The organism is Bradyrhizobium sp. WSM4872, from assembly GCF_055811715.1.
This window is the reverse complement of sequence record NZ_JBVVPT010000004.1, coordinates 15163-36403: the sequence shown is the minus strand read 5'-3', so window position 1 is coordinate 36403 and position 21241 is coordinate 15163. Positions and strand designations below refer to the sequence as shown.

Annotated in this window: 22 protein-coding genes; 11 read left to right on the top strand and 11 right to left on the bottom strand. The window is 63.5% G+C overall.

The window, feature by feature from the left end:
- Window positions 1–68 precede the first annotated feature (68 nt).
- Together AC0L3C_RS07685 and AC0L3C_RS07680 are read right to left on the bottom strand one after the other, a co-directional pair.
- Window positions 69–641, bottom strand: coding sequence for a cob(I)yrinic acid a,c-diamide adenosyltransferase (locus tag AC0L3C_RS07685; protein ID WP_473263826.1), 573 nt, complete (start codon window positions 639–641; stop codon window positions 69–71).
- A 1-nt stretch (window position 642) separates the two neighbouring features.
- Complete coding sequence (locus tag AC0L3C_RS07680) at window positions 643–837, bottom strand: twin transmembrane helix small protein (RefSeq protein ID WP_035974492.1); 195 nt, start codon at window positions 835–837, stop codon at window positions 643–645.
- Window positions 838–1041: 204 nt separating this feature from the next.
- Between AC0L3C_RS07680 and AC0L3C_RS07675 the strand changes: the two genes are divergently transcribed.
- On the top strand, window positions 1042–1935 hold the full coding sequence (locus AC0L3C_RS07675) for a YihY/virulence factor BrkB family protein (protein WP_473263827.1): 894 nt from the start codon (window positions 1042–1044) through the stop codon (window positions 1933–1935).
- Here AC0L3C_RS07675 and AC0L3C_RS07670 read toward each other — a convergent pair.
- Together AC0L3C_RS07670 and gluQRS are read right to left on the bottom strand one after the other, a co-directional pair.
- Window positions 1862–3157: an ATP-binding protein gene (locus AC0L3C_RS07670; RefSeq protein WP_473407587.1), complete on the bottom strand. Its 1296-nt coding sequence runs from the start codon at window positions 3155–3157 to the stop codon at window positions 1862–1864. The two genes, AC0L3C_RS07675 and AC0L3C_RS07670, sit on opposite strands and share 74 nt — an antisense overlap.
- Window positions 3158–3260: 103 nt before the next feature.
- A complete protein-coding gene (gene gluQRS / locus AC0L3C_RS07665) occupies window positions 3261–4133 on the bottom strand; it encodes a tRNA glutamyl-Q(34) synthetase GluQRS (RefSeq protein ID WP_473263829.1) in 873 nt (290 codons plus the stop codon).
- Window positions 4134–4245: 112 nt separating this feature from the next.
- Here gluQRS and AC0L3C_RS07660 point away from each other — a divergent pair, with 112 nt between their 5' ends.
- Window positions 4246–4899 carry a DNA-3-methyladenine glycosylase family protein gene (locus tag AC0L3C_RS07660; RefSeq protein ID WP_473407586.1) on the top strand — a complete coding sequence of 218 codons (654 nt, stop codon included), beginning with the start codon at window positions 4246–4248 and terminating at the stop codon, window positions 4897–4899.
- On the opposite strand, the gene AC0L3C_RS07655 is transcribed toward AC0L3C_RS07660, so the two are convergent.
- Window positions 4896–5783: a LysR family transcriptional regulator gene (locus AC0L3C_RS07655; protein WP_473263831.1), complete on the bottom strand. Its 888-nt coding sequence runs from the start codon at window positions 5781–5783 to the stop codon at window positions 4896–4898. The two genes, AC0L3C_RS07660 and AC0L3C_RS07655, sit on opposite strands and share 4 nt — an antisense overlap.
- Window positions 5784–5957: 174 nt before the next feature.
- On the opposite strand from AC0L3C_RS07655, the gene AC0L3C_RS07650 reads away from it, so the two are divergent.
- The 9 genes from AC0L3C_RS07650 (at window position 5958) to AC0L3C_RS07610 (ending at window position 15824) form a co-directional block, all read left to right on the top strand.
- Window positions 5958–6932 carry an NAD(P)H-dependent flavin oxidoreductase gene (locus AC0L3C_RS07650; RefSeq protein WP_473263832.1) on the top strand — a complete coding sequence of 325 codons (975 nt, stop codon included), beginning with the start codon at window positions 5958–5960 and terminating at the stop codon, window positions 6930–6932.
- 33 nt (window positions 6933–6965) lie between these two features.
- Window positions 6966–8150: an ABC transporter substrate-binding protein gene (locus AC0L3C_RS07645; protein WP_473283487.1), complete on the top strand. Its 1185-nt coding sequence runs from the start codon at window positions 6966–6968 to the stop codon at window positions 8148–8150.
- 22 nt (window positions 8151–8172) lie between these two features.
- Window positions 8173–9681: an acyl-CoA synthetase gene (locus AC0L3C_RS07640; protein ID WP_473407585.1), complete on the top strand. Its 1509-nt coding sequence runs from the start codon at window positions 8173–8175 to the stop codon at window positions 9679–9681.
- A gap of 204 nt (window positions 9682–9885) precedes the next feature.
- The gene (locus AC0L3C_RS07635) at window positions 9886–10206 is read left to right on the top strand and encodes a hypothetical protein (protein ID WP_473407584.1); all 321 of its coding nucleotides are present in this window, start codon (window positions 9886–9888) and stop codon (window positions 10204–10206) included.
- A 12-nt stretch (window positions 10207–10218) separates the two neighbouring features.
- Window positions 10219–10848, top strand: coding sequence for a hypothetical protein (locus AC0L3C_RS07630; RefSeq protein WP_473263835.1), 630 nt, complete (start codon window positions 10219–10221; stop codon window positions 10846–10848).
- 250 nt (window positions 10849–11098) lie between these two features.
- The gene (locus AC0L3C_RS07625) at window positions 11099–12859 is read left to right on the top strand and encodes an NAD(P)-binding domain-containing protein (protein ID WP_473407583.1); all 1761 of its coding nucleotides are present in this window, start codon (window positions 11099–11101) and stop codon (window positions 12857–12859) included.
- A gap of 126 nt (window positions 12860–12985) precedes the next feature.
- A complete protein-coding gene (locus tag AC0L3C_RS07620) occupies window positions 12986–13963 on the top strand; it encodes a peptidyl-alpha-hydroxyglycine alpha-amidating lyase family protein (protein ID WP_473407582.1) in 978 nt (325 codons plus the stop codon).
- Between the two features lie 214 nt (window positions 13964–14177).
- Window positions 14178–14735, top strand: a complete 558-nt coding sequence (locus AC0L3C_RS07615) for an HNH endonuclease (protein WP_007597381.1) — start codon at window positions 14178–14180, stop codon at window positions 14733–14735.
- A gap of 255 nt (window positions 14736–14990) precedes the next feature.
- On the top strand, window positions 14991–15824 hold the full coding sequence (locus tag AC0L3C_RS07610; RefSeq protein ID WP_473407581.1) for a GIY-YIG nuclease family protein: 834 nt from the start codon (window positions 14991–14993) through the stop codon (window positions 15822–15824).
- A gap of 200 nt (window positions 15825–16024) precedes the next feature.
- Here the strand turns inward: AC0L3C_RS07610 and AC0L3C_RS07605 are convergent, their stop codons facing one another.
- The 6 genes from AC0L3C_RS07605 to AC0L3C_RS07580 all read right to left on the bottom strand — a co-directional run bounded on the left by AC0L3C_RS07605 (window position 16025) and on the right by AC0L3C_RS07580 (window position 21046).
- Window positions 16025–16843: a pPIWI-associating nuclease domain-containing protein gene (locus AC0L3C_RS07605; RefSeq protein ID WP_473407580.1), complete on the bottom strand. Its 819-nt coding sequence runs from the start codon at window positions 16841–16843 to the stop codon at window positions 16025–16027.
- 86 nt (window positions 16844–16929) lie between these two features.
- Entirely contained in the window at window positions 16930–17922 is a 993-nt protein-coding gene (locus AC0L3C_RS07600) for a hypothetical protein (protein WP_473407579.1), read from the bottom strand.
- Window positions 17885–18712, bottom strand: coding sequence for a hypothetical protein (locus AC0L3C_RS07595; RefSeq protein ID WP_473407578.1), 828 nt, complete (start codon window positions 18710–18712; stop codon window positions 17885–17887). The genes AC0L3C_RS07600 and AC0L3C_RS07595 overlap by 38 nt, the downstream gene beginning before the upstream one ends.
- Window positions 18713–19054: 342 nt before the next feature.
- Window positions 19055–19447 (bottom strand): hypothetical protein, encoded by a 393-nt coding sequence (locus AC0L3C_RS07590; RefSeq protein WP_473407577.1) that lies wholly within the window; start codon window positions 19445–19447, stop codon window positions 19055–19057.
- 91 nt (window positions 19448–19538) lie between these two features.
- Window positions 19539–20009: a hypothetical protein gene (locus AC0L3C_RS07585; RefSeq protein WP_473407575.1), complete on the bottom strand. Its 471-nt coding sequence runs from the start codon at window positions 20007–20009 to the stop codon at window positions 19539–19541.
- A gap of 359 nt (window positions 20010–20368) precedes the next feature.
- Window positions 20369–21046 (bottom strand): hypothetical protein, encoded by a 678-nt coding sequence (locus tag AC0L3C_RS07580; protein ID WP_473407574.1) that lies wholly within the window; start codon window positions 21044–21046, stop codon window positions 20369–20371.
- Between the last annotated feature and the right edge of the window lie 195 nt (window positions 21047–21241).

The window sequence follows — 21241 nt, the reverse complement described above, 5'->3', positions numbered from 1 at the left end:
CCTGATCCGGCCCGGTCAACGCGCGAAGGGGTCTAATTTTGGCGCCCAGAAATGCGCCGCCTGATGGGTCAGCGATTCTGGCCCGGAACCCAAAGCACGTCGCCGGCGCCGTCGTCGTTACTGGCGCGGCTGGCCACGAACAGGAAGTCTGACAGGCGGTTCATATACTGGATGCCAGCGGCACCAACAGGCTCTTCCGGCCGGGCCGCCAGTTCCACCATCACGCGTTCCGCCCTGCGGCAAATCGTACGGGCGACATGGAGGTAGGCTGCGGCTGGCGTCCCGCCCGGCAGCACGAAGGAGGTCAGGGGTGCCAGCTTGTCGTTGAGCGCGTCGACGTCGCGCTCGAGCCGCTCGACCTGGCTCGCCACCACCCGCAGCCGCTCCGCCTTGCCCTCACGTTCGGGCACCGCGAGGTCCGCGCCGAGGTCGAACAGATCGTTCTGGATGCGGCCAAGCATCGCGTCGAGCTCGGGCGCATCCCTGGTGTGAAGCCGGACCACGCCGATCGCAGCATTGGTCTCGTCGACCGTGCCATAGGCCTCGATGCGCAGATCGTATTTCGGCCGGCGCTCGCCCGAGCCGAGCGCTGTCGTGCCGTCGTCACCGGTTTTCGTATAGATGCGGTTGAGCACGACCATGTTAACGCCCCATCGCCCACACGGCGACCATCGCGATGACGATCGCCACGAACTGAAGCAGCACGCGCCAGCGCATCAGCTTCTGCGAGGTGTTGGGCGAGCCGCCGCGCATCATGTTGATGAGACCGAGCAGCAGCACCAACGCCACGGCGCCGGCCGCGATCGGCAGGATGAAAGTACTCAGGAGAGATGCCATTCGAGGGTAGATAACACCCTGCGCGCCGGTCCGCCATGGCGTTCCCGATCTGGCTTTTAAGCCAATAATATCAGAAGCTAGCTGGATGAATCCGGATTTGCGCGAACTGCCCATCCTCTTCGCCTCTCCCGACTTGCGGGAAGAGGCCGGAATACGCTCCCCGCGCGCGGGAAGCGGCAGCGGCAACAGCAGTGCAGGTGGCGCGTGAAGGCAGTCCGCACCGTCTACCTTGTCGTAATGGACGCGTTCTACACGTTCCTTGCCGATGACGGCTGGGCGATCGCGAGCCACATCGCGCTGTCGACGCTGATGGCGCTGTTCCCGTTCCTGATCGTGCTGACCTCGCTCGCCGGCTTCTTCGGCTCCAAGGAACTCGCCGATCAGGCGGCCAGCCTGATGCTCCAGGTCTGGCCCAAGCAGGTCGCGGATTCGATCTCGGGGGAAGTCCACGACGTGCTGACCACGACCCGCACCGGCCTATTCACCATCGGTGCGGTGCTGTCGGTCTACTTCGCCTCCAACGGCGTCGAGGCGCTGCGGGTCGCGCTCAACCGCGCCTATGCGGTCGTGGAGATGCGGCCCTGGTACTGGCTACGGCTGGAATCGATCGCATACACGCTGATTGCGGCCTTCACCGCGCTCGCCATGGCATTCCTGATCGTGCTCGGGCCGCTGCTCATCGAGGCCGCGCGTGCGCACATTCCGCTATTCGTTGAATCCAACGAGAGGATCCTCACCTGGCTGCGCTACGGCATCACCGTCGCCGCGTTGGTGGTGGCGCTGATGATCCTGCATACCTGGCTGCCGGCGGGACGGCGCCGGTTCCTCCAGATCCTGCCCGGCATCGTCTTCACCATCGTGGCGTCGCTGATCTCGGGCATCGTGTTCGGCCAGTACCTCGCGCGCTTCGCCAACAATTACGTGACGATGTATGCGGGGCTCGCCTCGGTGATCATCGCGCTGGTGTTCCTGTATTTCATCGCCGCGATCTTCGTTTTCGGCGGCGAGCTCAATGCCGCGATCATCAAGTCGCGGCTTCCTCACGGCGTGTCGCTGCAAGCAGCGCAGTCGCTAGCGCCCGCGGAGACACAGGCTTGACCAGAAATGCGTCGGCGCCGGCCTCGCGTGAAGCGACTTCGTCTTCGCCGCGACCGGACACCCCGATGATGGGGATCTGAGCCAGCGGCGTCGCCATGGTGCGGATCCGCCTGATCGCCTCGACGCCATTGATGCCCGGCAGCACCATATCCATCAGCACCGCGTCGAAGGCGCCCTGCGCGAGCCGGTTCACCGCGTCCTCGCCGCGCCCGATGAATTCGGCATGATGACCGAGCTCGGTCAGGATGGTGTTGAGCACGACGCGGCCGAACGGATTGTCCTCGACGCTGAGCAAGCGCAACGCCGGGACCGCATCCATCTCGGCTTCGCCCTTCGACTTGCGGGACTTGCCCGATCCCGTGGCACACACCGACACCGTCAACGTGAAGGTGGCGCCGCCGCCGGGCCGAGGGGCAACCGTGATGTCGCCGCCCATCGCGCGCGCCAGTTGCTTCACCGACGACAGGCCCAGGCCGGCGCCGCCGAAGCGCGAGGCAATGGTGACGTTGGCTTGGGTAAACGGCCGGAACAACCGCTTGATCTCGGCCATGGTGAGGCCAATGCCGCTGTCGGACACCGCGAAGGCGACACCGACGCTGCCTTTGCCCTTGGCTTTGCCTCTGCTCTTGGTCTTGCCCTTGGCGGAACGCCAAGGCGCGACCGTGAGCGCCACGCCGCCGTGCTCGGTGAATTTCACGGCATTGTCGATCAGGTTCTCGAGTGCGGCGCGCAGGCGCACGGGATCACCGACCACCAGCCCGGGCAGATTCTCTGAGATATCGACCTCGGCTTGGAGACCCTTGGCTGCGGCGCGACCGGCCAGCGAATCGCCGGCGTTGCGGGCAAGGGTCCGCAGGTCGAACAAATCCTGCCGCAGCGTGCTTCCACCTCCGACGCCCTTGCCGGTCCCCTTGCCGGTTCTGGCGGCATCGACGAACAGGGTGGCAAGGTTCGCCAGATGCTCGGCACCGGCCTTGATCGTGTCGGCCCAGCGTCTTTCCCGCTCACCGAGATCCGAAGTCGCGAGCAGATCGCTGATCGCGAGAATGCCGGTCAGGGGGGTGCGGACCTCATGGGCAAAGGCGGCAAGCGCAGCCTGGACGACGTCCGGCTCGACCCGCTTGGTGCTGCGCTTGCGCAACCGGGCGGTCGGCCCGGAGCGCTTCCGAGCCACTCGCTTGGACGTCCCCGTAGTGCGCGCTGCGCGCGTTTTCGCCGCCATAGCTCCCCTTCGAAGTATCCCCTTCGAACCCGGGCCGTCAGGTGAGCATGGCACGGCGGAACACCCGGAGTCACGGCGGCGTTTGGCTAACCCCCAGAGAAACTTAACCTAATCCCACCAGCTGGCGGATACCGGCCGGCGTGGCGCCGGCAGCACGCAATTCACGTAGGCCGGTCGAGCTGGTTGATTTCGACAGCTTCCGGCCGGCCTCGTCACGAAGTAGCCCATGGTGGCGGTAGACGGGTTCCGGCAGGCCGAGCAGAACCTGGAGCAGACGGTGGACCGAAGTGGCGTGGAACAGGTCCTGGCCCCGCACGATCTCGCTGATGTCCTGGAGCGCATCGTCGACAACGACGGACAGATGATAACTGGTCGGCGTCTCCTTGCGGGCCAGAATGACGTCGCCCCAGGCTTCTGGCCGCGCCGGGACGACGCCACGCTCACCATCGGGCCCCTCGCCCAGTTCGTTCCAGCTCAGGCCGGCGGCGCGGCGGCAGGCCGCCGCCATGTCGAGCCGAAGCGCATAAGGCGCGCCGGTGTCGATGAGGCGGTCGCGCTCGTCGGCGGACAGCGATCTGGCGGCGCCGCGATAGAGCGGCGCGCCGTCGGGATCGCGAGGCCACGGCCCATCCGCTTCACGCGCCGTAACCTGCCTTGCGATCTCGGCGCGGCTTTCGAAGGCGGGATAGACCAGGCTGAGCGCCGAGAGCCTGTCCAGTGCCGCCCGATACGCGTCGAGATGCTCCGACTGCCGCCGCACCGGCATCTCCCAGGCGATGCCGAGCCAGGCGAGGTCTTCGTCAATCGCTGTCTCATATTCCGGCCGGCAACGCGTCGCGTCGATGTCCTCGATCCGCAGCAAGAGCCGCCCACTGGTCTCGCGCGCGCGGTCGGAATTCAACAGCGCTGAATAGGCGTGGCCAAGGTGCAGGTAGCCGTTCGGACTGGGGGCAAATCGGAAAACGGGTGGCGACATATGCACAAATCTCGTCATGACCGGACTTACCCGATCATCCATCTTCCAACACTCTGTTACGATAGGAGATGGATGCGCGGGTCAAGTCCGCGCAGGACGAGTTGAGCAAGCAATGACCATCCACCTCGAGACCCAGTCCGACCTCGAAGAAGCCGTCCACGCGCTGGTCAAGCGCGATCCGCGCCTGAAGCCCGTGCTGGCGACTGCCGGCATGCCGACGTTGCGGCGGCGCGAGCCGGGCTTTGCGGGGATAGCGCACATTGTCTGCGGGCAACAGCTCTCGACCGCGAGCGCCGCGGCGATCTGGGGACGGCTGTCGGCTGCCTTCGATCCGTTCGACCATGACGCGGTGCGACGCGCGCGCACCGACCGATTGGGGCGGCTCGGCCTGTCCGCCGCCAAGATCAAGACGCTGAAACATCTCGCGCGCGAGATCACCGCACAGCGGCTGAACCTCGACGTGCTCGCCGAAGAAGACGCCGATGCCGCGCATCACACGCTGATCGCACTGCCCGGCATCGGCCCCTGGACCGCGGACGTCTATCTGCTGTTCTGCCTCGGCCATGGCGACGCCTGGCCGGCCGGTGACCTCGCCGTGCAGGAAGGCATTCGCATCGGGCTCGGCTTGCAGGCGCGGCCAACGGAGAAGCAGATGGCGCCGCTCGCCGAATCCTGGCGCCCCCTGCGCGGTGCGGCGGCGCATCTATGGTGGAGCTATTATCGCGCGGTGAAAAAACGCGAGGGCGTCATCGCGGGATCAGCTTAGCCCCGCAACCCAACGCGATCGGTCCGGGCGCAATCGGCGACGAAGTCGACCACGGCCCGCACCGCCGGCAGATCGACGAGGTCGGGATGGGCGAGCAGCCAAAGGTCCGCCACGCTGGCGAGCTTCTGCGGCGCGACGCGCACGAGATCGGGATAGCTTGCGGCGACAAAACACGACAGGGCGGAGATTCCGAGTCCGGCGCGGACCGCCGCCAGCATGTCGCCCTGCGACGAGCAGCGCATCACCACCCTGGCCTGACGCGTGACGACGTCGCTCCAGCGCGCAAGCTGGACGTTAGAGGTCTGATCGGCGAAACCGATGACGCTGTGCCCCTTCCACTCGCCGCGCCGTTCCGGCAAGGACCGCCCGCCGGCGTAGTCGCGTGAGGCGTAAAATCCCGTGCCGAGACGGCCGATCTTGCGGCCGACCAGATTTTCCTCGCCGCTGTCAAAGGGCCGCAGCACCACGTCCGCCTCGCGCCGGCGTACGCTGGCCGGAAACGGATGGGTGATGATCTCGAGCTGGACGTGATCATGCGCGCGCAGGAAAGCAGGCAGGCGCGGCATCAGCCAATGCGAGGCCAGCGTCGCGCCGATCGACAGCTTGACGGTACCACGCGCCTTGTGCCCTCCGGCCGAGACGGCCGTCTCCGCCCGCAGCGCGGCCGCCGCCATCGCCTCGGCGTGCTCGCGCAGTGTCCGTCCATCCGCGGTCAGCGCCAGACCGTCGGCGGCGCGTGCCACCAGCCTGGTGCCGAGCTGGGCTTCCAGCGCCGCGATCTTGCGGCTTACGGTGGGATGGCTGCTGTGCAGCCGGCGTGCCGCGCCGGTGAAGCTGCCGGTCTCGGCGACCGCGACGAAGGTCTTGCAAAGGTCCCAGTCCATGCGCGGCCTCTGTTCAAATCTGAATAGTCATGCGTTCAATATTGAACGATCGGAGGCCGCACTCCAACCCTATAATGGCGTCAAATGAACATGGGCGGCAACTCGCCCGCGACGATCAACAGGGAAACGCCTCGTGATCCGCCTGCCGGCGGGCTGCGTTTCCGGGAGGACATCATGGCGCTGCCGGCTCTCTTGAAGGATTCGCTCGAGCTGCCCGTGGTCGGCTCGCCGCTCTTCCTCGTCTCCGGCCCCGAGCTGGTGATCGCGCAGTGCAAGGCCGGTGTTGTCGGCTCGTTTCCGGCGCTCAATGCCCGTCCGGTGGAAAAGCTCGACGAGTGGCTGAGCCGCATCGAGGACGAACTCGGCGAATACAAATCGCGCAATCCCGGCAAGAAGGTCGCACCCTACGCCGTCAACCAGATCTGCCACGCCTCCAACGACCGGCTGATGAAGGACATGGAGACCTGTGTGAAGCACAGGGCGCCCATCATCATCACCTCGCTGCGGCCGCCCGCCGAACTCGTCGAGGCCGCACATTCCTACGGCGGCCTCGTGTTCCACGACGTCATCAACGTCAAGCACGCGCGCAAGGCCGCCGAGCAGGGCGTCGACGGCCTGATTCTGGTCTGCGCAGGCGCTGGAGGACATGCAGGAACGCTCTCGCCTTTCGCGCTGGTACGTGAGGTCAAGCAATGGTTCGACGGCGCGATCCTGCTGTCGGGCGCAATCAGCGACGGCTTCGCAATCGCCTCCGCGCTGACGCTGGGCGCCGACCTCGCCTATATCGGTACGCGCTTCATCGCGACGAAGGAAGCCAACGCTGACGAAGCCTACAAGTCCGCGCTGACACAGCACGCCGCGCACGACATCGTCTACACCAACCTCTTCACCGGCGTGCACGGCAACTATCTCGGCCCTTCGATTGCCGCGGCCGGGCTCGATCCGGACAATCTGCCGGCCGCCGACAAGACGAAGATGAATTTCGGCTCCGGCGGCAACATGAAGTCCAAGGCGTGGCGCGACATCTGGGGCTCGGGCCAGGGTATCGGCCAGATCGCCGACGCGCCGCCGGTCGCCGAGCTCGTCGACCGGATGAAACGGGAATTCGACCAGGCCCGACAGGATTTCCTGATGCGCGCCAGCGCCTAAAGGCTCGGACCGACAACAAAACGGGAGGACACCATGAAGCTGACAGCCGCACTGATCGGCATGTCGTTGCTGACGCTCGCTGGCGGTAGCGCCCATGCCGAAGGCAGCGACGAGATTCGCATCGGGCAGACCCTGCCCTATAGCGGTCCGGCCTCCGGCTTCGGCGCGATCGGACGGACGCAGGAAGCCTTCTTCGAGAAGGTCAATGCCGAAGGCGGCATCAACGGCCGCAAGGTCAAGTTCATCACGCTGGACGACGCCTATTCGCCGCCCAAGACCGTCGAGCAGACCCGCAAGCTGGTGGAGCAAGAGGAGGTGCTGATGATGTTCGGCTCGCTCGGCACCGCTACCAACAGCGCCGTGCAGCGCTATCTTAACGCCAAGAAGGTGCCGCAGCTGTTCGTGCTCTCGGGCGCCACCAAATGGGCGGATCCACAGAAGAACCCGTGGACGATGCCGGGCATGGCGGCCTACGAATCCGAAGGCGTGGTCTATGCCAAGTACATTTTGCAGACCAAGCCGGATGCCAAGATCGCGATCCTCTCGCAGAACGACGATTTCGGCCGCGACTATGTCGCGGGGTTCAAGCGCGCGCTCGGGACCAAGGCCGCAAACATGATCGTGGCGGAAGCAAGCTATGAGACCAGCGCGCCGACGATCAGTTCGCAGCTCTCGACCTTGAAGGCATCAGGCGCCAACGTGCTGTTCGGCGTCGTGCTCGGCAAGTTCACCTCGCAGATGGTCAAGGGCGTGGCCGAGATCGGCTGGAAGCCGGAGCTGTTCTTCGTGCCGACCTCGGCGTCGTCGATCTCTTTCCTGGAACCGGCAGGGCTCGACAACGCGGTCGGCCTGATCTCGTCCAGCAACCAGAAGGACACGATGGACCCGCAATGGGCCGACGATGCCGGCGTGAAGGAATATTTCGCCTTCATGAAGCGCTACATGCCGACCGCGGACCTCTCCAACTCCAACTACGCCGCGGGCTATCACTATGCCACGCTGCTGATGACGGTGCTGAAGGCGTGCAGGGATGATATCAGCCGCGACAACATCATGCGACAGGCGGCCTCGTTGAAGGATGTGAAGCTGCCGCTGCTGCTGCCGGGAATGGCTGTTACGACCGGCCCCGACGACTATCTGCCGTTCCAGCAGCTTCAGCTCCGGCGCTTCAACGGCAAGAGCTGGGTCGGCTTCGGCGACGTGCTGGATGATCGCTAGACGAGCGGGATGAGGAGACGCCATGATCATCAGCGGCGAACGCCAGATCAGCTATGACGACATCCGGGCCCGGATCAGGCGGGCGATGAGCGGCTTCCGCGCTCTGGGGCTTGCCGAGGCCGCGCCGGTCGCGATGATGCTGCGCAACGATTTCGCCCTGTTCGAGGTGGTTGCGGCCTCGGCCGCGCTGGGAAGTCCGGTGGTGCCGATCAACTGGCATTTGAAGGCCGAAGAGGTCCGTTACATCCTGGCCGACAGCGGGGCGAAGATCCTGGTCTGCCATGCCGATTTGCTGCCGCAGATCCGCGACGGCATACCGGCGGATGTCCTTCTCCTGGTCGTCGCGACCCCGCCCGAACTCGCAGCGACCTTCTCGATCCCTCGGGAGCTGACCGAGATCCCGGTGGGACTGACCGATTGGGACCGCTGGCGCGACGACCATCCGCAAGCGCAGGAGCCGCCGCGGCGGGCCGCAGCGATGATCTACACATCGGGCACCACGGGCATGCCGAAGGGCGTGCGGCGCATGCCGATGCAGCCCGAACAGGCGGCCGCCTCGGAACGTGTGGGCGGGATCGCCTACGGCATCAAGCCGCGGGACAACCAAATCGTGCTGATCAACGGGCCGATGTATCACTCGGCGCCGCATTCCTACGGCATGCTGGCGTTCCGCAGCGCTTGCACCATCATCCTCCAGGCGCGGTTCGATGCCGAGGAGCTGCTGGCGCTGATCGAGCGCCACCGCGTCACGCACATTCACATGGTACCGACCATGTTCGTCCGGCTGCTGCGGTTGCCCGACGCGGTCAGGCAGCGTTACGACCTGTCGTCGCTGCGCTTCGTCGTGCACGGCGCCGCGCCCTGCCCGCCGGACGTCAAGCGCGCCATGATCGACTGGTGGGGACCGGTCATCAACGAATATTTCGGCTCCACGGAGACCGGGATCCCGGTGTGGCACTCGGCCGAGGAAGCACTGAAGAAGCCCGGCACGGTCGGTCGCGCCATCGAAGGCGGCATCGTCAGGATCTTCCGCGACGACGGCAGCCCGTGCGGCGCCAACGAAGTCGGCGAAATCTACATGCGCCAGACGGCGGTGCCCGATTTCGACTATCACGGCAGGTCGCAGGCAAGGGCCGAGGCCGGCCGTGACGGCCTGGTCAGCGTCGGCGACGTCGGTTACCTCGACGCGGACGGCTATCTGTTCCTGTGCGATCGCAAGCGCGACATGGTGATCTCCGGCGGCGTCAACATCTATCCCGCCGAGATCGAGAACGCGCTGATCGGAATGCCCGGCGTGCGCGACTGTGCCGTGTTCGGCATCCCCGATGAAGAATTCGGCGAACGACTGTGCGCCTTTGTCGAGCCTGAGGCGGATGCCGAGCTCTCGGCCGACGCCGTCCGATCGTTCCTGCGCGGGCGGCTTGCCAACTTCAAGGTGCCGAAGAACGTCGAGTTCCGCGACGCGCTGCCGCGCGAGGCAACGGGAAAGATTTTCAAGCGCAAGCTGCGGGAGCCCTATTGGGCGACGTGAGCCGGGAGCTCACTTTCAGCTCACGACAAGAGCCAGTCTTCTCGGGCGAAGTGCAGACTGCATAAACGGGAAAGAGCGGCAATCGTTCCTGGATTCTTGAGAATTCTAGAACGTTGAAGCCACGCGCTTCGATTTCCGAGCTGCCGCAACCAATTCGAATCTCGTCTGTTGTCGACCGGCACAATCACTGCCGGAGGATAAACTATGTCACGTCTCATTTCGCTCGCTGCGGCTGTCCTGCTGCTCGGATCAATGCCCGTAAGCGCACAGTCGCAAAAGGCACAAAGCGGCCCGGGCAACAACGCCGTCAACAGCTCTGATCACAACAACTCCAACGCACCGGTTGCAGGCCGCAACAGCTTCACCGAGGGACAGGCGAAGTCGAAGATCGAGAGCGCGGGCTATTCCAATGTTTCTGGCCTGCAAAAGGACGACAACGGCGTCTGGCGCGGCAAGGCCGACAAGGCTGGGGCCAAGGCGGACGTGAGCGTCGATTTCCAGGGCAACGTGAACCCCGCCAAGTAAGGAGGATAAAACATGACCACCACCATTTCTCGACTTTATGACACCTATTCGGATGCGGAACGTGCGGTCAGGCGTCTGGAGGCCGCGGGCGTGCCGCACTCCGACATCAGCATCGTCGCGAACAACTCCGATAATTGGTACGGCTCCTCCACCGGCAAGGTCGACCGCGACCGCGACGGCGTCGACGATCGCGCCGAAGGTGCCGGCACGGGCGCCGGCATCGGCGCAGGCCTCGGAAGCGCGGCGGGCCTGCTTGCAGGACTTGGCTTGTTGGCTATTCCGGGACTCGGCCCGGTGGTTGCTGCCGGATGGCTGGCTTCGACCGCAGTTGGTGCCGCAGCCGGCGCCGCGACAGGCGGCATCGTCGGCGCGCTGACCGAAGCCGGCGTCTCCAAGGACGATGCGTCGCGCTACGCGGAGGGCGTCCGGCGCGGCGGAACGCTGGTATCGGCGCGGGTACCCGACCAGGACCGTACGCGTCTCGATGCCCTTCTGCACGAGAAGGCCGTGAACCTGCAGGAACGCAGCACCGCCTGGCAAAAGTCCGGCTGGAACGGCTTCGATGCCGCAAGCCCGCCGTTGTCGCCCGACGATGTCGGCCGTGAGCGTGAGTTGTACGGCGCCGGCACGCGGGTGAGATAGGGATGTTCCGCTCGCCCCACGCGAGCGGCTGTGAATCCTAAGCGCGAGGGGGGCTCCACCAAGGTGGAGCCTTTTTCGTGTGCCCCTCCTCGAACACCACGAGGGTGCCGCAGGTCTCTCTCAACGGGCGCATTCCGCTGAAGCAGGGGCACATGTTCTTACTGCTCGGGTAATCGGCTATTGGCCGTCTGCGAAACAGTATAGCTTTCGACCCTAGAGGAAACGCCGCGAAGACGGCACGAGGTCGCGCATGCTGGACAGGACGAAGGATATTGCGGCATCCGCGCAAGCCTGGCTCGACGAATTTGAGCGCACGCTTGACGCACCCCATGACGCTGGACTGGATCGTCTGCTCCTCGCCGACAGCTATTGGCGCGACGCGCTGGCACTCAGCTGGAACCTGCAAACCATCGCCGGCGGCGACTCGATCAAGCGGGAGCTGACAACGCTCGCGGCAAAGGTCGCGCCGGGCAGCTTCAAGATCGCGCCGAACCGAGCGCCACCGCGCTGGGTGACGCGTGCCGGGACCAACACGATCGAAGCGATCTTCGATTTCGAAACCGCACTGGGGCGCGGCAGCGGCATCGTCCGGCTTGTGCCCGACGCCACCGACGGCGACCGCCTGAAAGCGTGGACGCTCCTCACCGCGCTCGACGAGCTCAAGGGCTTCGAGGAGCAGCTCGGCACCTCGCGGCCGCGCGGCCAGGCCTATTCGCGCGACTTCCGTGGACCGAACTGGCTCGACCTGCGCAACGCCGCGCGCGACTACGCCGATCGCGATCCCGCCGTGCTGGTGGTCGGCGGCGGCCAGGCCGGGCTCGCGATTGCGGCGCGGCTGAAGCAGTTGAACATCGACACCCTGATCGTCGATCGCGAGGCACGGATCGGGGACAATTGGCGCAAGCGCTATCACGCGCTGACCCTGCACAACCAGGTGCAGGTCAATCATTTGCCCTACATGCCGTTTCCGCCGAGCTGGCCGACCTATATCCCCAAGGACAAGCTCGCCAACTGGTTCGAAGCTTACGTCGACGCGATGGAGCTGAACTTCTGGACCGGCACCGAATTCGAAGGCGGCCCCTACGACGATGCCAAGGGCAATTGGACCGTCACGTTGCGACGCGCCGACGGCAGCAAACGGACCGTGCACCCGCGCCATGTGGTGATGGCAACCGGCGTCAGCGGCATCGCCAATGTGCCTGCTATTCCGACCCTCGATAACTTCAAGGGCACGCTGCTGCATTCGAGCCGCTACGAGGACGGCGAGACCTGGGCAGGCAAACGCGCCATCGTCATCGGCACCGGCAACAGCGGCCACGACATCGCGCAGGATCTTCACTCCAGCGGCGCCGAAGTGACGCTGGTGCAGCGTTCACCCACGCTCGTCACCAATATCGAGCCGTCGGCCCAACTCGCTTATGCCACCTACAACGAGGGCACGCTCGAGGACAATGATCTGATCGCCACCTCGATGCCGACGCCGCTGGCGAAGAAGACCCATGTGATGCTGACGGAGCAGTCGAAGCAGCTTGATAAGGAGCTGCTTGACGGCCTCTCCAGCGTCGGCTTCAAGCTCGATTTCGGCGAGGCCGGCACCGGTTGGCAGTTCAAATACCTCACCCGCGGCGGCGGCTATTATTTCAACGTCGGCTGCTCCAACCTCATCGTGGAGGGCGCGATCAAGCTCAGGCAGTTTTCTGAGATCGAGGGCTTCGTCGCCGAGGGCGTCCGGATGAAGGGCACGACCGTTCCAGCTGACCTGATCGTGCTTTCGACCGGTTACAAGACGCAGGAATATCTGGTGCGGAAACTGTTCGGCGAGGCCGTCGCCGACCGGGTCGGCCCGATCTGGGGCTTTGGCGACGGCCTCGAACTGCGCAACATGTATGTGCGCACTGGGCAGCCCGGCCTCTGGTTCATCGCCGGCAGCCTCGCGCAATGCCGGATCAACTCCAAATATCTCGCGCTCCAGATCAAGGCGATCGAGGAAGGGATTCTGGGGCGGACATGAACACAGCCGTCATTCCGGGGTGCGCGCAGCGCGAACCCGGGATCCATTCCTCCTCGAAAATGCCGTACGATGGATTCCGGGTTCACGCTTCGCGTGCCCCCGAATGACAACAAGAGAGGACATTCAATGCCAGCCATTCTCGGCACCGGCGAGCACCGCTACCGCGTCGTTGAGAACTTCGCAAAGCTGCCGGACGGATGGCAGCTCACCGACGTCGCCTCGGTCGCGGTCGACAGCAAGGACCGCGTCTACGTCTTCAACCGCGGGGCCCATCCGATGGTCGTGCTGGACCGCGAGGGCAATTTCTTGCGCAGTTGGGGCGAAGGCCTGTTCTCGCGCGCCCACGGCTTGCACATCGATGCCGACGACAACCTCTATTGCACCGATGACGGCGACCACACCGTGCGCAAGTGCACCACCGACGGCAAGGTGCTGCTGACGATCGGCATTCCCGAGAAACCGTCGCCGTTCATGAGCGGCGATCCCTTCCACCGCTGCACCCACACCGCGCTGTCGCCAAAGGGCGAAATCTACGTCTCCGACGGCTATGGCAATGCGCGCGTGCACAAATTCACACCCGATGGCAAGCTGATGACAAGCTGGGGCGAGCCCGGCACCGATCCCGGCCAGTTCAACATCGTGCACAACATCGCCACCGATGCCGACGGCTTCGTCTATGTCGCCGACCGCGAGAACCACCGCGTGCAGGTGTTCGACGGCAACGGCAAGTACGAGACGCAGTGGAACAATCTGCACCGCCCTTGTGCGCTATGCTGCTGCGGTGGGGCTAAGAGCCCGACCTTCGTCATCGGGGAACTCGGACCTGGCCTCGCGGTCAACCGCAAGGTGCCCAATCTCGGCCCGCGGTTGTCGATCGTGGACGCCAAAGGCAATCGCATCGCGCGGCTTGGCGGTGAGGCAGGCCCGGGCGTTGCGAGCGGAAAATTCCTGGCACCGCACGGCATTGCACTGGATTCCAGGGGTGACATCTATGTCGGAGAGGTCGGAGTCACCGACTGGAAGACCAGCTTTCCGGACGAGGAGATGCCGGCCGCGGTGCGCGCGACGCGATGTTTGCAGAAGCTGGAGCGGGTGCGGGACTAGCTGCCTCGGCACATCCACGTCGCGCTGTCAGGACGACGCTGCCTCCGCGGCCTCGGACCTGGAAATCATGGCGTTTTGCGCGGTTTGCCACCCCCCGGCCGCATTGCTTGCGCCGGAATAAGTCGCTCAACGGGCTTCACAATCCCGTCACGCTGCATGTAGTATGTCAGTTACGTGCTGCTTCGCAGCGTACATTGGAGGCCAGGAGCGTTACTTGAACGCACATGTCTCGCAAGGCCATTGGCCGGTGTTGGTGCTGAATGCGGACTTCCGGCCGCTGAGTTACTACCCACTGTCTTTGTGGTCGTGGCAGGACGCGATCAAGGCGGTATTCCTCGACCGCGTCAACATCGTCGCGCATTACGATCAGGCGGTCCATAGTCCCACGCTGCAAATGCAGCTGCCGAGCGTCGTCTCGCTCAAATCCTTCGTCAAGCCGACCACGCACCCTGCGTTCACCCGATTCAACGTCTTCCTGCGCGATCGTTTCGCCTGCCAATATTGCGGTTCGCCCGAAGACCTCACCTTCGACCACATCATCCCGCGCAGCAAAGGCGGCCAGACCACCTGGGAGAACGTGGTCGCGGCGTGCTCGCCCTGCAATCTGCGCAAGGGCAATCTCACGCCGGTGCAGGCCAAGATGTTTCCACGCCAGCACGCGTTCGCGCCGACCGTGCACCAGCTCCACCGCAACGGCCGCCTGTTCCCACCGAACTATCTGCACGACAGCTGGCTGGATTATCTCTACTGGGATACGGAGCTGGATCCGTAGGGTTGACGTCTGGCTGTGATGCACCTTATAAGAGTGTCAAAACACACATAAGTGCGTCACGTTTTGCCGCCTGATCTAGTCAAAACACCGCCATCGGACCGAGCGAGATCCAAGAACGAGTCGTCCGACGCTATCGCTCGGTCCATCGTGGTTAAATCTTCGTCTACATCAACGGGCCCGGCGGCCGTGGCCTGGCCCCCGGGAAGACGATGGGCAAATTGGCCGACTAGGCCACAAGTGTGCTAGAGGGCGAAAATGAGCGCCTCTGAGCCGCCGCCTTCCTCCCTTCGGCTTTCGGACATTTGGTCGATATCCGGTCCATCGGACTACAAGCTCCATTTTGCGCGCTGGAACGGGCACAGCCAGCCATTAGAGGTGTGGGCCCGCGACAGGGGAGAATGGCAAGGTTGGCAGGAGTACCGCCCTTCGCGCGACGAGTTCAATCGTCAGAAGATCTTTTCACTCATCCAGTTTTATCACGAACCGGACGCTTGGCTCTTCGGTGGTGTGTTCTGCGTGTTGGAACGATTGTCAGATCGCTATGTGGTGACGCTGAGCGAAGAAGGCGGCGGCTTCATCGGTCGCCTAAAACTTCGTTCTTCGTACCGGGAGCGCGCGACGCGAGTGAATTTCGAAAACCATTACTCCAGCTTCGAGGTCCTTGAGCTTCTTCGGGAGCCCTATACTGGCCGCAGCTTTCCGGGCTTTGAGAATATCGACCTTTCGTTCGAGGAGCTTGAGACGCTTGTCCGGACAGGCCGCCCCGATTGGAAAGCAGCTCTAAGTAGCGTCAAAGGCATCTATCTGATCTCCGATACGAGTACCGGAAAGCGGTATGTGGGCTCGGCTTATGGGTCGGAAGGGGTATGGGCCCGCTGGTGCAGCTACGCTTCCACGGGTCACGGCGGCAACGTCGAACTCACCGCTCTGGTTCGCGACCCTACGCTCGAATATTGCCGAAACAATTTCCGGTTTGCCTTACTCGAATATCGTGCGAGCCCGACTCCTGATGAGACCGTCCTTGAGCGAGAGGCCTTCTGGAAGCGAATCCTGCTGACGCGCGGTGAGTACGGCCTTAACCGCAACTGAAGCCCGTCATCCCGTACGTCGAACGTGGCGCCGCAAGTGGTGGAGTTCGGGAGAGGCTTGCGCAAGTGCTGGCGGAGACGTCCGTGCGGGCCCGGGATGTCGGTGATCAGAATTGGGCGTTCGGCCAGTCGGCGTCGGACCCAGGTAAGACGTTCCTCGACGCCTAGATGTCCCGGAGACGGCTGCGCCGCATCCGGGCGTCACTCTCTCCAGGAAGAGACGTCGACCTCGACCGTCGTATCGGCGGCATCGAAGGCCTCCGGCGTCGTCGCCGCCGCCGAGGTTTCACAGTCGAAAGGAAAGCTGTTGCGGAATTCAACCGCGTCGTGCCTGCCGCCCGCCATCAGCGTGACGCCGACGGTCCCGGTGAAGCGGCACAGGATCCGGTCGGCATCCAGGCTCAGGATCTCCGGATCGTCAATTAGGACGATGCCTGTCTCATACCGTCCGGAGATCTCATCGAGTTCGGCGATCGTCTGGTTGATGAACGCACCGGTGGCGGCACCGCTCAAGGCTCGCGAAAGGGCCGTCGCGACACGACCCTTCATCTCGTCGATGGTCTCGAACAGATCCTCCAGCGCGGCCAATGCGGTCTCCGCGAACTCTTCGATCTCCTCTTCCGTCTTCAATTCGGTGTCCGGGCGGACATGGGTCCGCTTGTTCAACTCCTGAAAGGCGGGACCCAAGCCAGCATGCAGCGTTTCAGGCTTGATGCCGACCCTGTCCTTCAGGAACTCATCGGTCAGCCCACCGCGGCAGGCGTACAGCGCACGCTGCCGTCGCGTCGGTCCTTCGGCGTTCTTGTCCTGCTTGAACCACGTGCACCGCATCACGTCCGCGTCCGGCGCCATGGTCTCGAGCACGTGCGCGGTCAGTTCGCGGAACGAACTCGCGGACTGGTTCGCCCGCGCCGGATTATTCTCCTGAGTAAGCACCGCCAGCGCGCCATCCAGCTGCCGCCTGGAAAAATCATCGGGAAGGCGGCTTCGTACCCCGTCGATAAGCTCCTGGCTCGGCACTGCTTCGCTCCATTCCGATGCGGTCGAAGTCGCACTACTATCGAAGCCGCGGCAATCGAGATCGGGCTTCGACCTCATCGCGGATATTATCGCCCCAAGGTTGTCTGCATCATGTGGTTGAGCACCGTCAATTCAGTTCCGAACGCGTCGGAAAGCGGGTTCTCATGCGAGACCGGAACAACGGTGCCGACCTTCAGGGGCATGACCACCTGCTTGCCGGTCTGAGGGTGAAAGGCGACGGTCGGACAGAATGCGAGACAAAGAACCGAACCGGTCGCCTTCTTACCACGAAAGAGAGCGTCGATGGCCGGCCGACCGTTGTCGATGACAATCTGATCGACCATTCGAGCGCAACCCTGCACCACGGCCGCCGCGGGCATGTTCCAGTCGAGAAAACATCCGCCATGAGGCCAGATTGAGTGCTCCTGAAGCAGGCGCGGCGTCAGATTGAAAGCGACGATCCCCTCGGTGCTCGACGACACCTCGATCTGCTCGATGCCCTTCTTGAGGTGATCGAGCATGTTCTGCGTGTGCGGCGACCGGACTGTCTTCAGCGCGTAGCCATGCTTGGATCGCCTCAGTTCGGCGCTGGTGATGATGTCCGGGTTTTTCCCGTCGGATTTGATCGGATGATCGAGCTCGATGGTCAAGCCGGCGCCGAGGCAGAGACCGGCCCAGTAGAGTTCGATCAGCTTGTTGTACCCGTCCGGATAGGCCGGCGGCAATTCGGTCAGATGGATCGCCCCCTTGGTCAGCAGATCGAGATGAGGCACCAGATCCGCGAATTGCGGGAGTTGGCACACGTCGAGCATCTTCGCCGCCAAGTCGTGGGCGGCCAGACCGGTCGTGTATTCTTGTCTGAGCTCATCCGGACTTCCATTGAAGCCGGCCCGAACACGCTGCAACACTTTCCACATCGAGAGCATGTCCGCGCCGGTCTGCGCGTGCTTCGGAACGCTGATGCCGCATGACGACAAAAGTTGTTCGAAGCGGTCAATCAGTTCGGACGCGGATTCGACGGTTACGTCCATGTCCGTCCTCCTAACCGGCCAAGGCGCGCGGGGCGCGCATGTCTTCAAGAATTCGACCGGGCATCTGCACGTTGCCGACCGAGGCGACCATGACGGGCAAAAGGTCGACCAAGTCCGGCAAGCCGACGATGCCGTAGGAAGCCAAGCGGTCTTCTTCTTCGCGCAGCCGCCCGACATCGTCCCAAGGCGCAGATCCATCGCCCCAGAACCAGGTCTGCCCGACGTGCTTGATCCATTCGGTTGCTGGCACCTGGACCGGAGGTTGGCCCTCCCGAAGGCGCCATAACGGGGCATAGTCGCGGGAGAACAGCACGGTGCTTCCATCCGGCTCGACCCATGCGCCGTAGGCGAGGCGTAGGCGATGGGGAACGAACAGGGGGAGCGGGTCACGCGGGACGGCGATCTCGCTTCGGACGCAAATCCCGCAGCGATTGTCGCTGATGATCTGGACCAGGTCGCTTCTTCCGGCATCGAAATTAGCGGTCAACAAGGCGACGCGCCGCGAAACCCCGAACGGGACACGAAGTCGGACGACGGTGCCGGCCATACCGGTCGAAGGCCAGCGACCGGACGCCTTCCAACATAGCGAGCGGATCACGAGATGGTCCTCGAATGTCGCGCCGTCGCCCGTCAATCGGGAGGCAAGCAGGGCCTGCTGCGCCAAGCCGTCGCCGATCCCAAGCGAGGCCGCGAGCCTGAGTGCCACGCCGGCGGCCCGACCGTGGAACACGTCCGGAGGCAGTTGCTGATCCAAAGGCGTCGCCGCGCCCTGCGCGTGCGAATTTTCGAGTTCATGCCAATCGCGGTAGCCGACCGCTACCGCGAGACCGTTCTGCACCTTCGACAGCGGAATTGCACCATCGAGAAGGCGAACGAACTTTTGGGCGGCCTTCTTTGGCCGGTCGAGATTCTGAAAATGGAAACGCATGACGTCCTCATCGCGGGCGCGCGACTTAGAGTGGCTGGTTCACTCGGCCCCAAGGCGCCCTATGAAAAGGATGTCCATGAGGGATGAAGACGCGAAGATCGCGATCCTGCCCGAAAGGCTTCGCCAGCGTGAACGGCGTGGCCGGATCGGCCATCCGTCAAGATGTGGGCGATCCCCCATGATGTCAACCCGACGGGCGTTGGAGGTCCTAAATCGGTCCTTCCGCTTGCGGACCTCGATGCGGTGCGGCGATCATTGCAGCACCGGGCCGGCGATGGCGGTGGCCTTGCGGATCCGGAAGGTGGTCTCGACCTGCTTGCCGGGCCAGTCCGGATGGGCAGCCTTCACGGTGAGGAGCTCGGACACCTTCATCGGTTTACCCCGCATGTTCGTTTCGAAGAAACGCTCGTCTTCGTCTTCGCAGGCGGCGCCCCAATCTCCGCGGCCGTCCTTGTTGATGAAAAACGGCCACCGTTCGGAACTCTTCATCTCGCCGCCGACGCCGGTGATCATGATACCGGGGGCCGGCATGCACGACGGCTCGCACAAGACGTACAGGATCGCTTCTTGGATTCCGGGGTCGTTCGCGGTGGGCAGACTTTCAATTTCGACAACGAGCATGGTCCTTGACGGCATGGCATTCATTCGAACCTCCTTCGCGTGCTTGGCTGAGGCAAAGTCCGACCGTTCGCGCCAACGGTAAGAAGGCGTGCCCGGCGGTTTCGCTTCGGTTTCTTCAGTCCTTGGGCAGTGAACGGATGTAGAGTGCCAATCGATCTGCTTCCCGTTGAGTGAGATCGCGTGGCAGTTTAAAGATAACTTGTTCCTCATCCTCCCGAAGGGGGTACGAGTATTCCCTGAGATGGTCGCTTGCGAACGGCGTGTCGCTTCCGGTCTCGACCAGGATCTCGGTCTCGCCCCGCGCGACCTTTTCGATGCTACGCAAAGTGAAGAGCCAGCGGAGTCGTGTCTTGCTGCCGTGCCGGCCGATGATGCGAGTGCCGATCTTCACCTCGGTGATCCCGCTGACTAGGTCCGCCATCTCGCGGCGGCTCGCTCCGATGGCTTCCTGGATCTCCTCGACCGTGGTCTCACGCGGCGTCGTCTCCTGCTCGCCGCACCATTTCAGAAAATCCAGAGTGGTCTTCCACGCCTCTTGATAGGCGGCGCGCAGTTGCTTGACCTCGTATTGATGCTTCACGGCCATCGACGTTCAAGGACCATCGGCTTGCCGCGTCAATGCACGGCTGCAGCTTTATCCATTATGGTAGCCAAATAAAAGAAGACCGTCAACAATCCTTTTTGAAATCGTTGCTATGTAGAGAAGACGCGGGCTTTCTCCAGTCGGCCGAACCGGACGAAAGCGCCGTCGCGGTTTAAGCGCGCTAGATGCGGGCGGAGAATCGCGTGAACGCCGTCAACGTCTGCCCGAGAGACTTGGAACCTGGGCTCCAATTTTCCCACCGGACGTTCCGATCGGAGGTCAGCTGCTGTCTATTGGCGCGAAACGCACGCCGGATGCCGAAACGATCCGTACCGCTGCGTCCCTAGTGCAGTAGTATCCTGCTAGAATTCGAGCGAACCGGAGCTTGAGGGCGGGGGCCCCTGAGCACGATCAATGGCGCGCGGAATGGGCTGCTGGAAGTCCACATCGACCAAATCGTCGGGAACGACGCGCAAAATGGGTGTCTTTTGGAGACCCGAACCCCACATCTGCGCAGGCGTGCAATCCAAAGCGGGGTCAAGCCGCTGGTGATAGATGTCGACGATCCATTTCGTGACGATCCAACTGGCCTCTCCGAGCGATAGCGCTCTACGGCTTTTGCCGCCGGGACGTTCGAGAGAATTGAACCAGCTTTCGATCTGGCCCGTAAGCCACGGCTTTTTCTGCGGCTTGAAGTGAAGGCTGAACTGCAACACTTCACTCGCTCCGCGAAGCTTTTCCGAGTGTGAGCCTCGCCCGGCATCTGTGGTGACGGCGGCTGGTACGCCGTGGCATTCCCAGGAATTGGTCATGCCGCCGAGGCGGGTCAGCATCTTATCCTTCCGCTTGATGCCCATACGCACGGCGTCGAAGATGGCGTCCCCTGAAGGCGGGGTTGTGCAAAGCGAAAATCCGACGATGCAGCGCGAATAGCGGTCCACAAGAAACGTGAGCCACGGACGGGCAATACGGATAGTGTCGCCGTCGACTGTTTCGAAGTCGAGAAGCAAGTGATGGCTATCCCAGTGGCCGTTGAGCATGCGTCGCTCCCTGCGAGGTCTCGAACGCCAAGAATCCAGATCGGCCGTATCAAACCGTTAACTCGAGCCGTCGGGCCTAACCGCCACCGCTTTATCGATAACAAAGAGTTTTCCGGGCAAGCGAAGATCAGGGTCTCGTTCGGCAAGATCGCCAACCGACCGCAAGAGACAGCGGACAGTTCGACCGCCACGATC

Bases quoted from the DNA above. Each gene is read 5' to 3' on its own strand.
- AC0L3C_RS07685 (WP_473263826.1), bottom strand. From the start codon at position 641: ATGGTCGTGCTCAACCGCATCTATACGAAAACCGGTGACGACGGCACG.
- AC0L3C_RS07680 (WP_035974492.1), bottom strand. From the start codon at position 837: ATGGCATCTCTCCTGAGTACTTTCATCCTGCCGATCGCGGCCGGCGCC.
- AC0L3C_RS07670 (WP_473407587.1), bottom strand. From the start codon at position 3,157: ATGGCGGCGAAAACGCGCGCAGCGCGCACTACGGGGACGTCCAAGCGA.
- gluQRS (WP_473263829.1), bottom strand. From the start codon at position 4,133: ATGTCGCCACCCGTTTTCCGATTTGCCCCCAGTCCGAACGGCTACCTG.
- AC0L3C_RS07660 (WP_473407586.1), top strand. From the start codon at position 4,246: ATGACCATCCACCTCGAGACCCAGTCCGACCTCGAAGAAGCCGTCCAC.
- AC0L3C_RS07655 (WP_473263831.1), bottom strand. From the start codon at position 5,783: ATGGACTGGGACCTTTGCAAGACCTTCGTCGCGGTCGCCGAGACCGGC.
- AC0L3C_RS07650 (WP_473263832.1), top strand. From the start codon at position 5,958: ATGGCGCTGCCGGCTCTCTTGAAGGATTCGCTCGAGCTGCCCGTGGTC.
- AC0L3C_RS07645 (WP_473283487.1), top strand. From the start codon at position 6,966: ATGAAGCTGACAGCCGCACTGATCGGCATGTCGTTGCTGACGCTCGCT.
- AC0L3C_RS07640 (WP_473407585.1), top strand. From the start codon at position 8,173: ATGATCATCAGCGGCGAACGCCAGATCAGCTATGACGACATCCGGGCC.
- AC0L3C_RS07635 (WP_473407584.1), top strand. From the start codon at position 9,886: ATGTCACGTCTCATTTCGCTCGCTGCGGCTGTCCTGCTGCTCGGATCA.
- AC0L3C_RS07630 (WP_473263835.1), top strand. From the start codon at position 10,219: ATGACCACCACCATTTCTCGACTTTATGACACCTATTCGGATGCGGAA.
- AC0L3C_RS07625 (WP_473407583.1), top strand. From the start codon at position 11,099: ATGCTGGACAGGACGAAGGATATTGCGGCATCCGCGCAAGCCTGGCTC.
- AC0L3C_RS07620 (WP_473407582.1), top strand. From the start codon at position 12,986: ATGCCAGCCATTCTCGGCACCGGCGAGCACCGCTACCGCGTCGTTGAG.
- AC0L3C_RS07610 (WP_473407581.1), top strand. From the start codon at position 14,991: ATGAGCGCCTCTGAGCCGCCGCCTTCCTCCCTTCGGCTTTCGGACATT.
- AC0L3C_RS07590 (WP_473407577.1), bottom strand. From the start codon at position 19,447: ATGAATGCCATGCCGTCAAGGACCATGCTCGTTGTCGAAATTGAAAGT.
- AC0L3C_RS07585 (WP_473407575.1), bottom strand. From the start codon at position 20,009: ATGGCCGTGAAGCATCAATACGAGGTCAAGCAACTGCGCGCCGCCTAT.
- AC0L3C_RS07580 (WP_473407574.1), bottom strand. From the start codon at position 21,046: ATGCTCAACGGCCACTGGGATAGCCATCACTTGCTTCTCGACTTCGAA.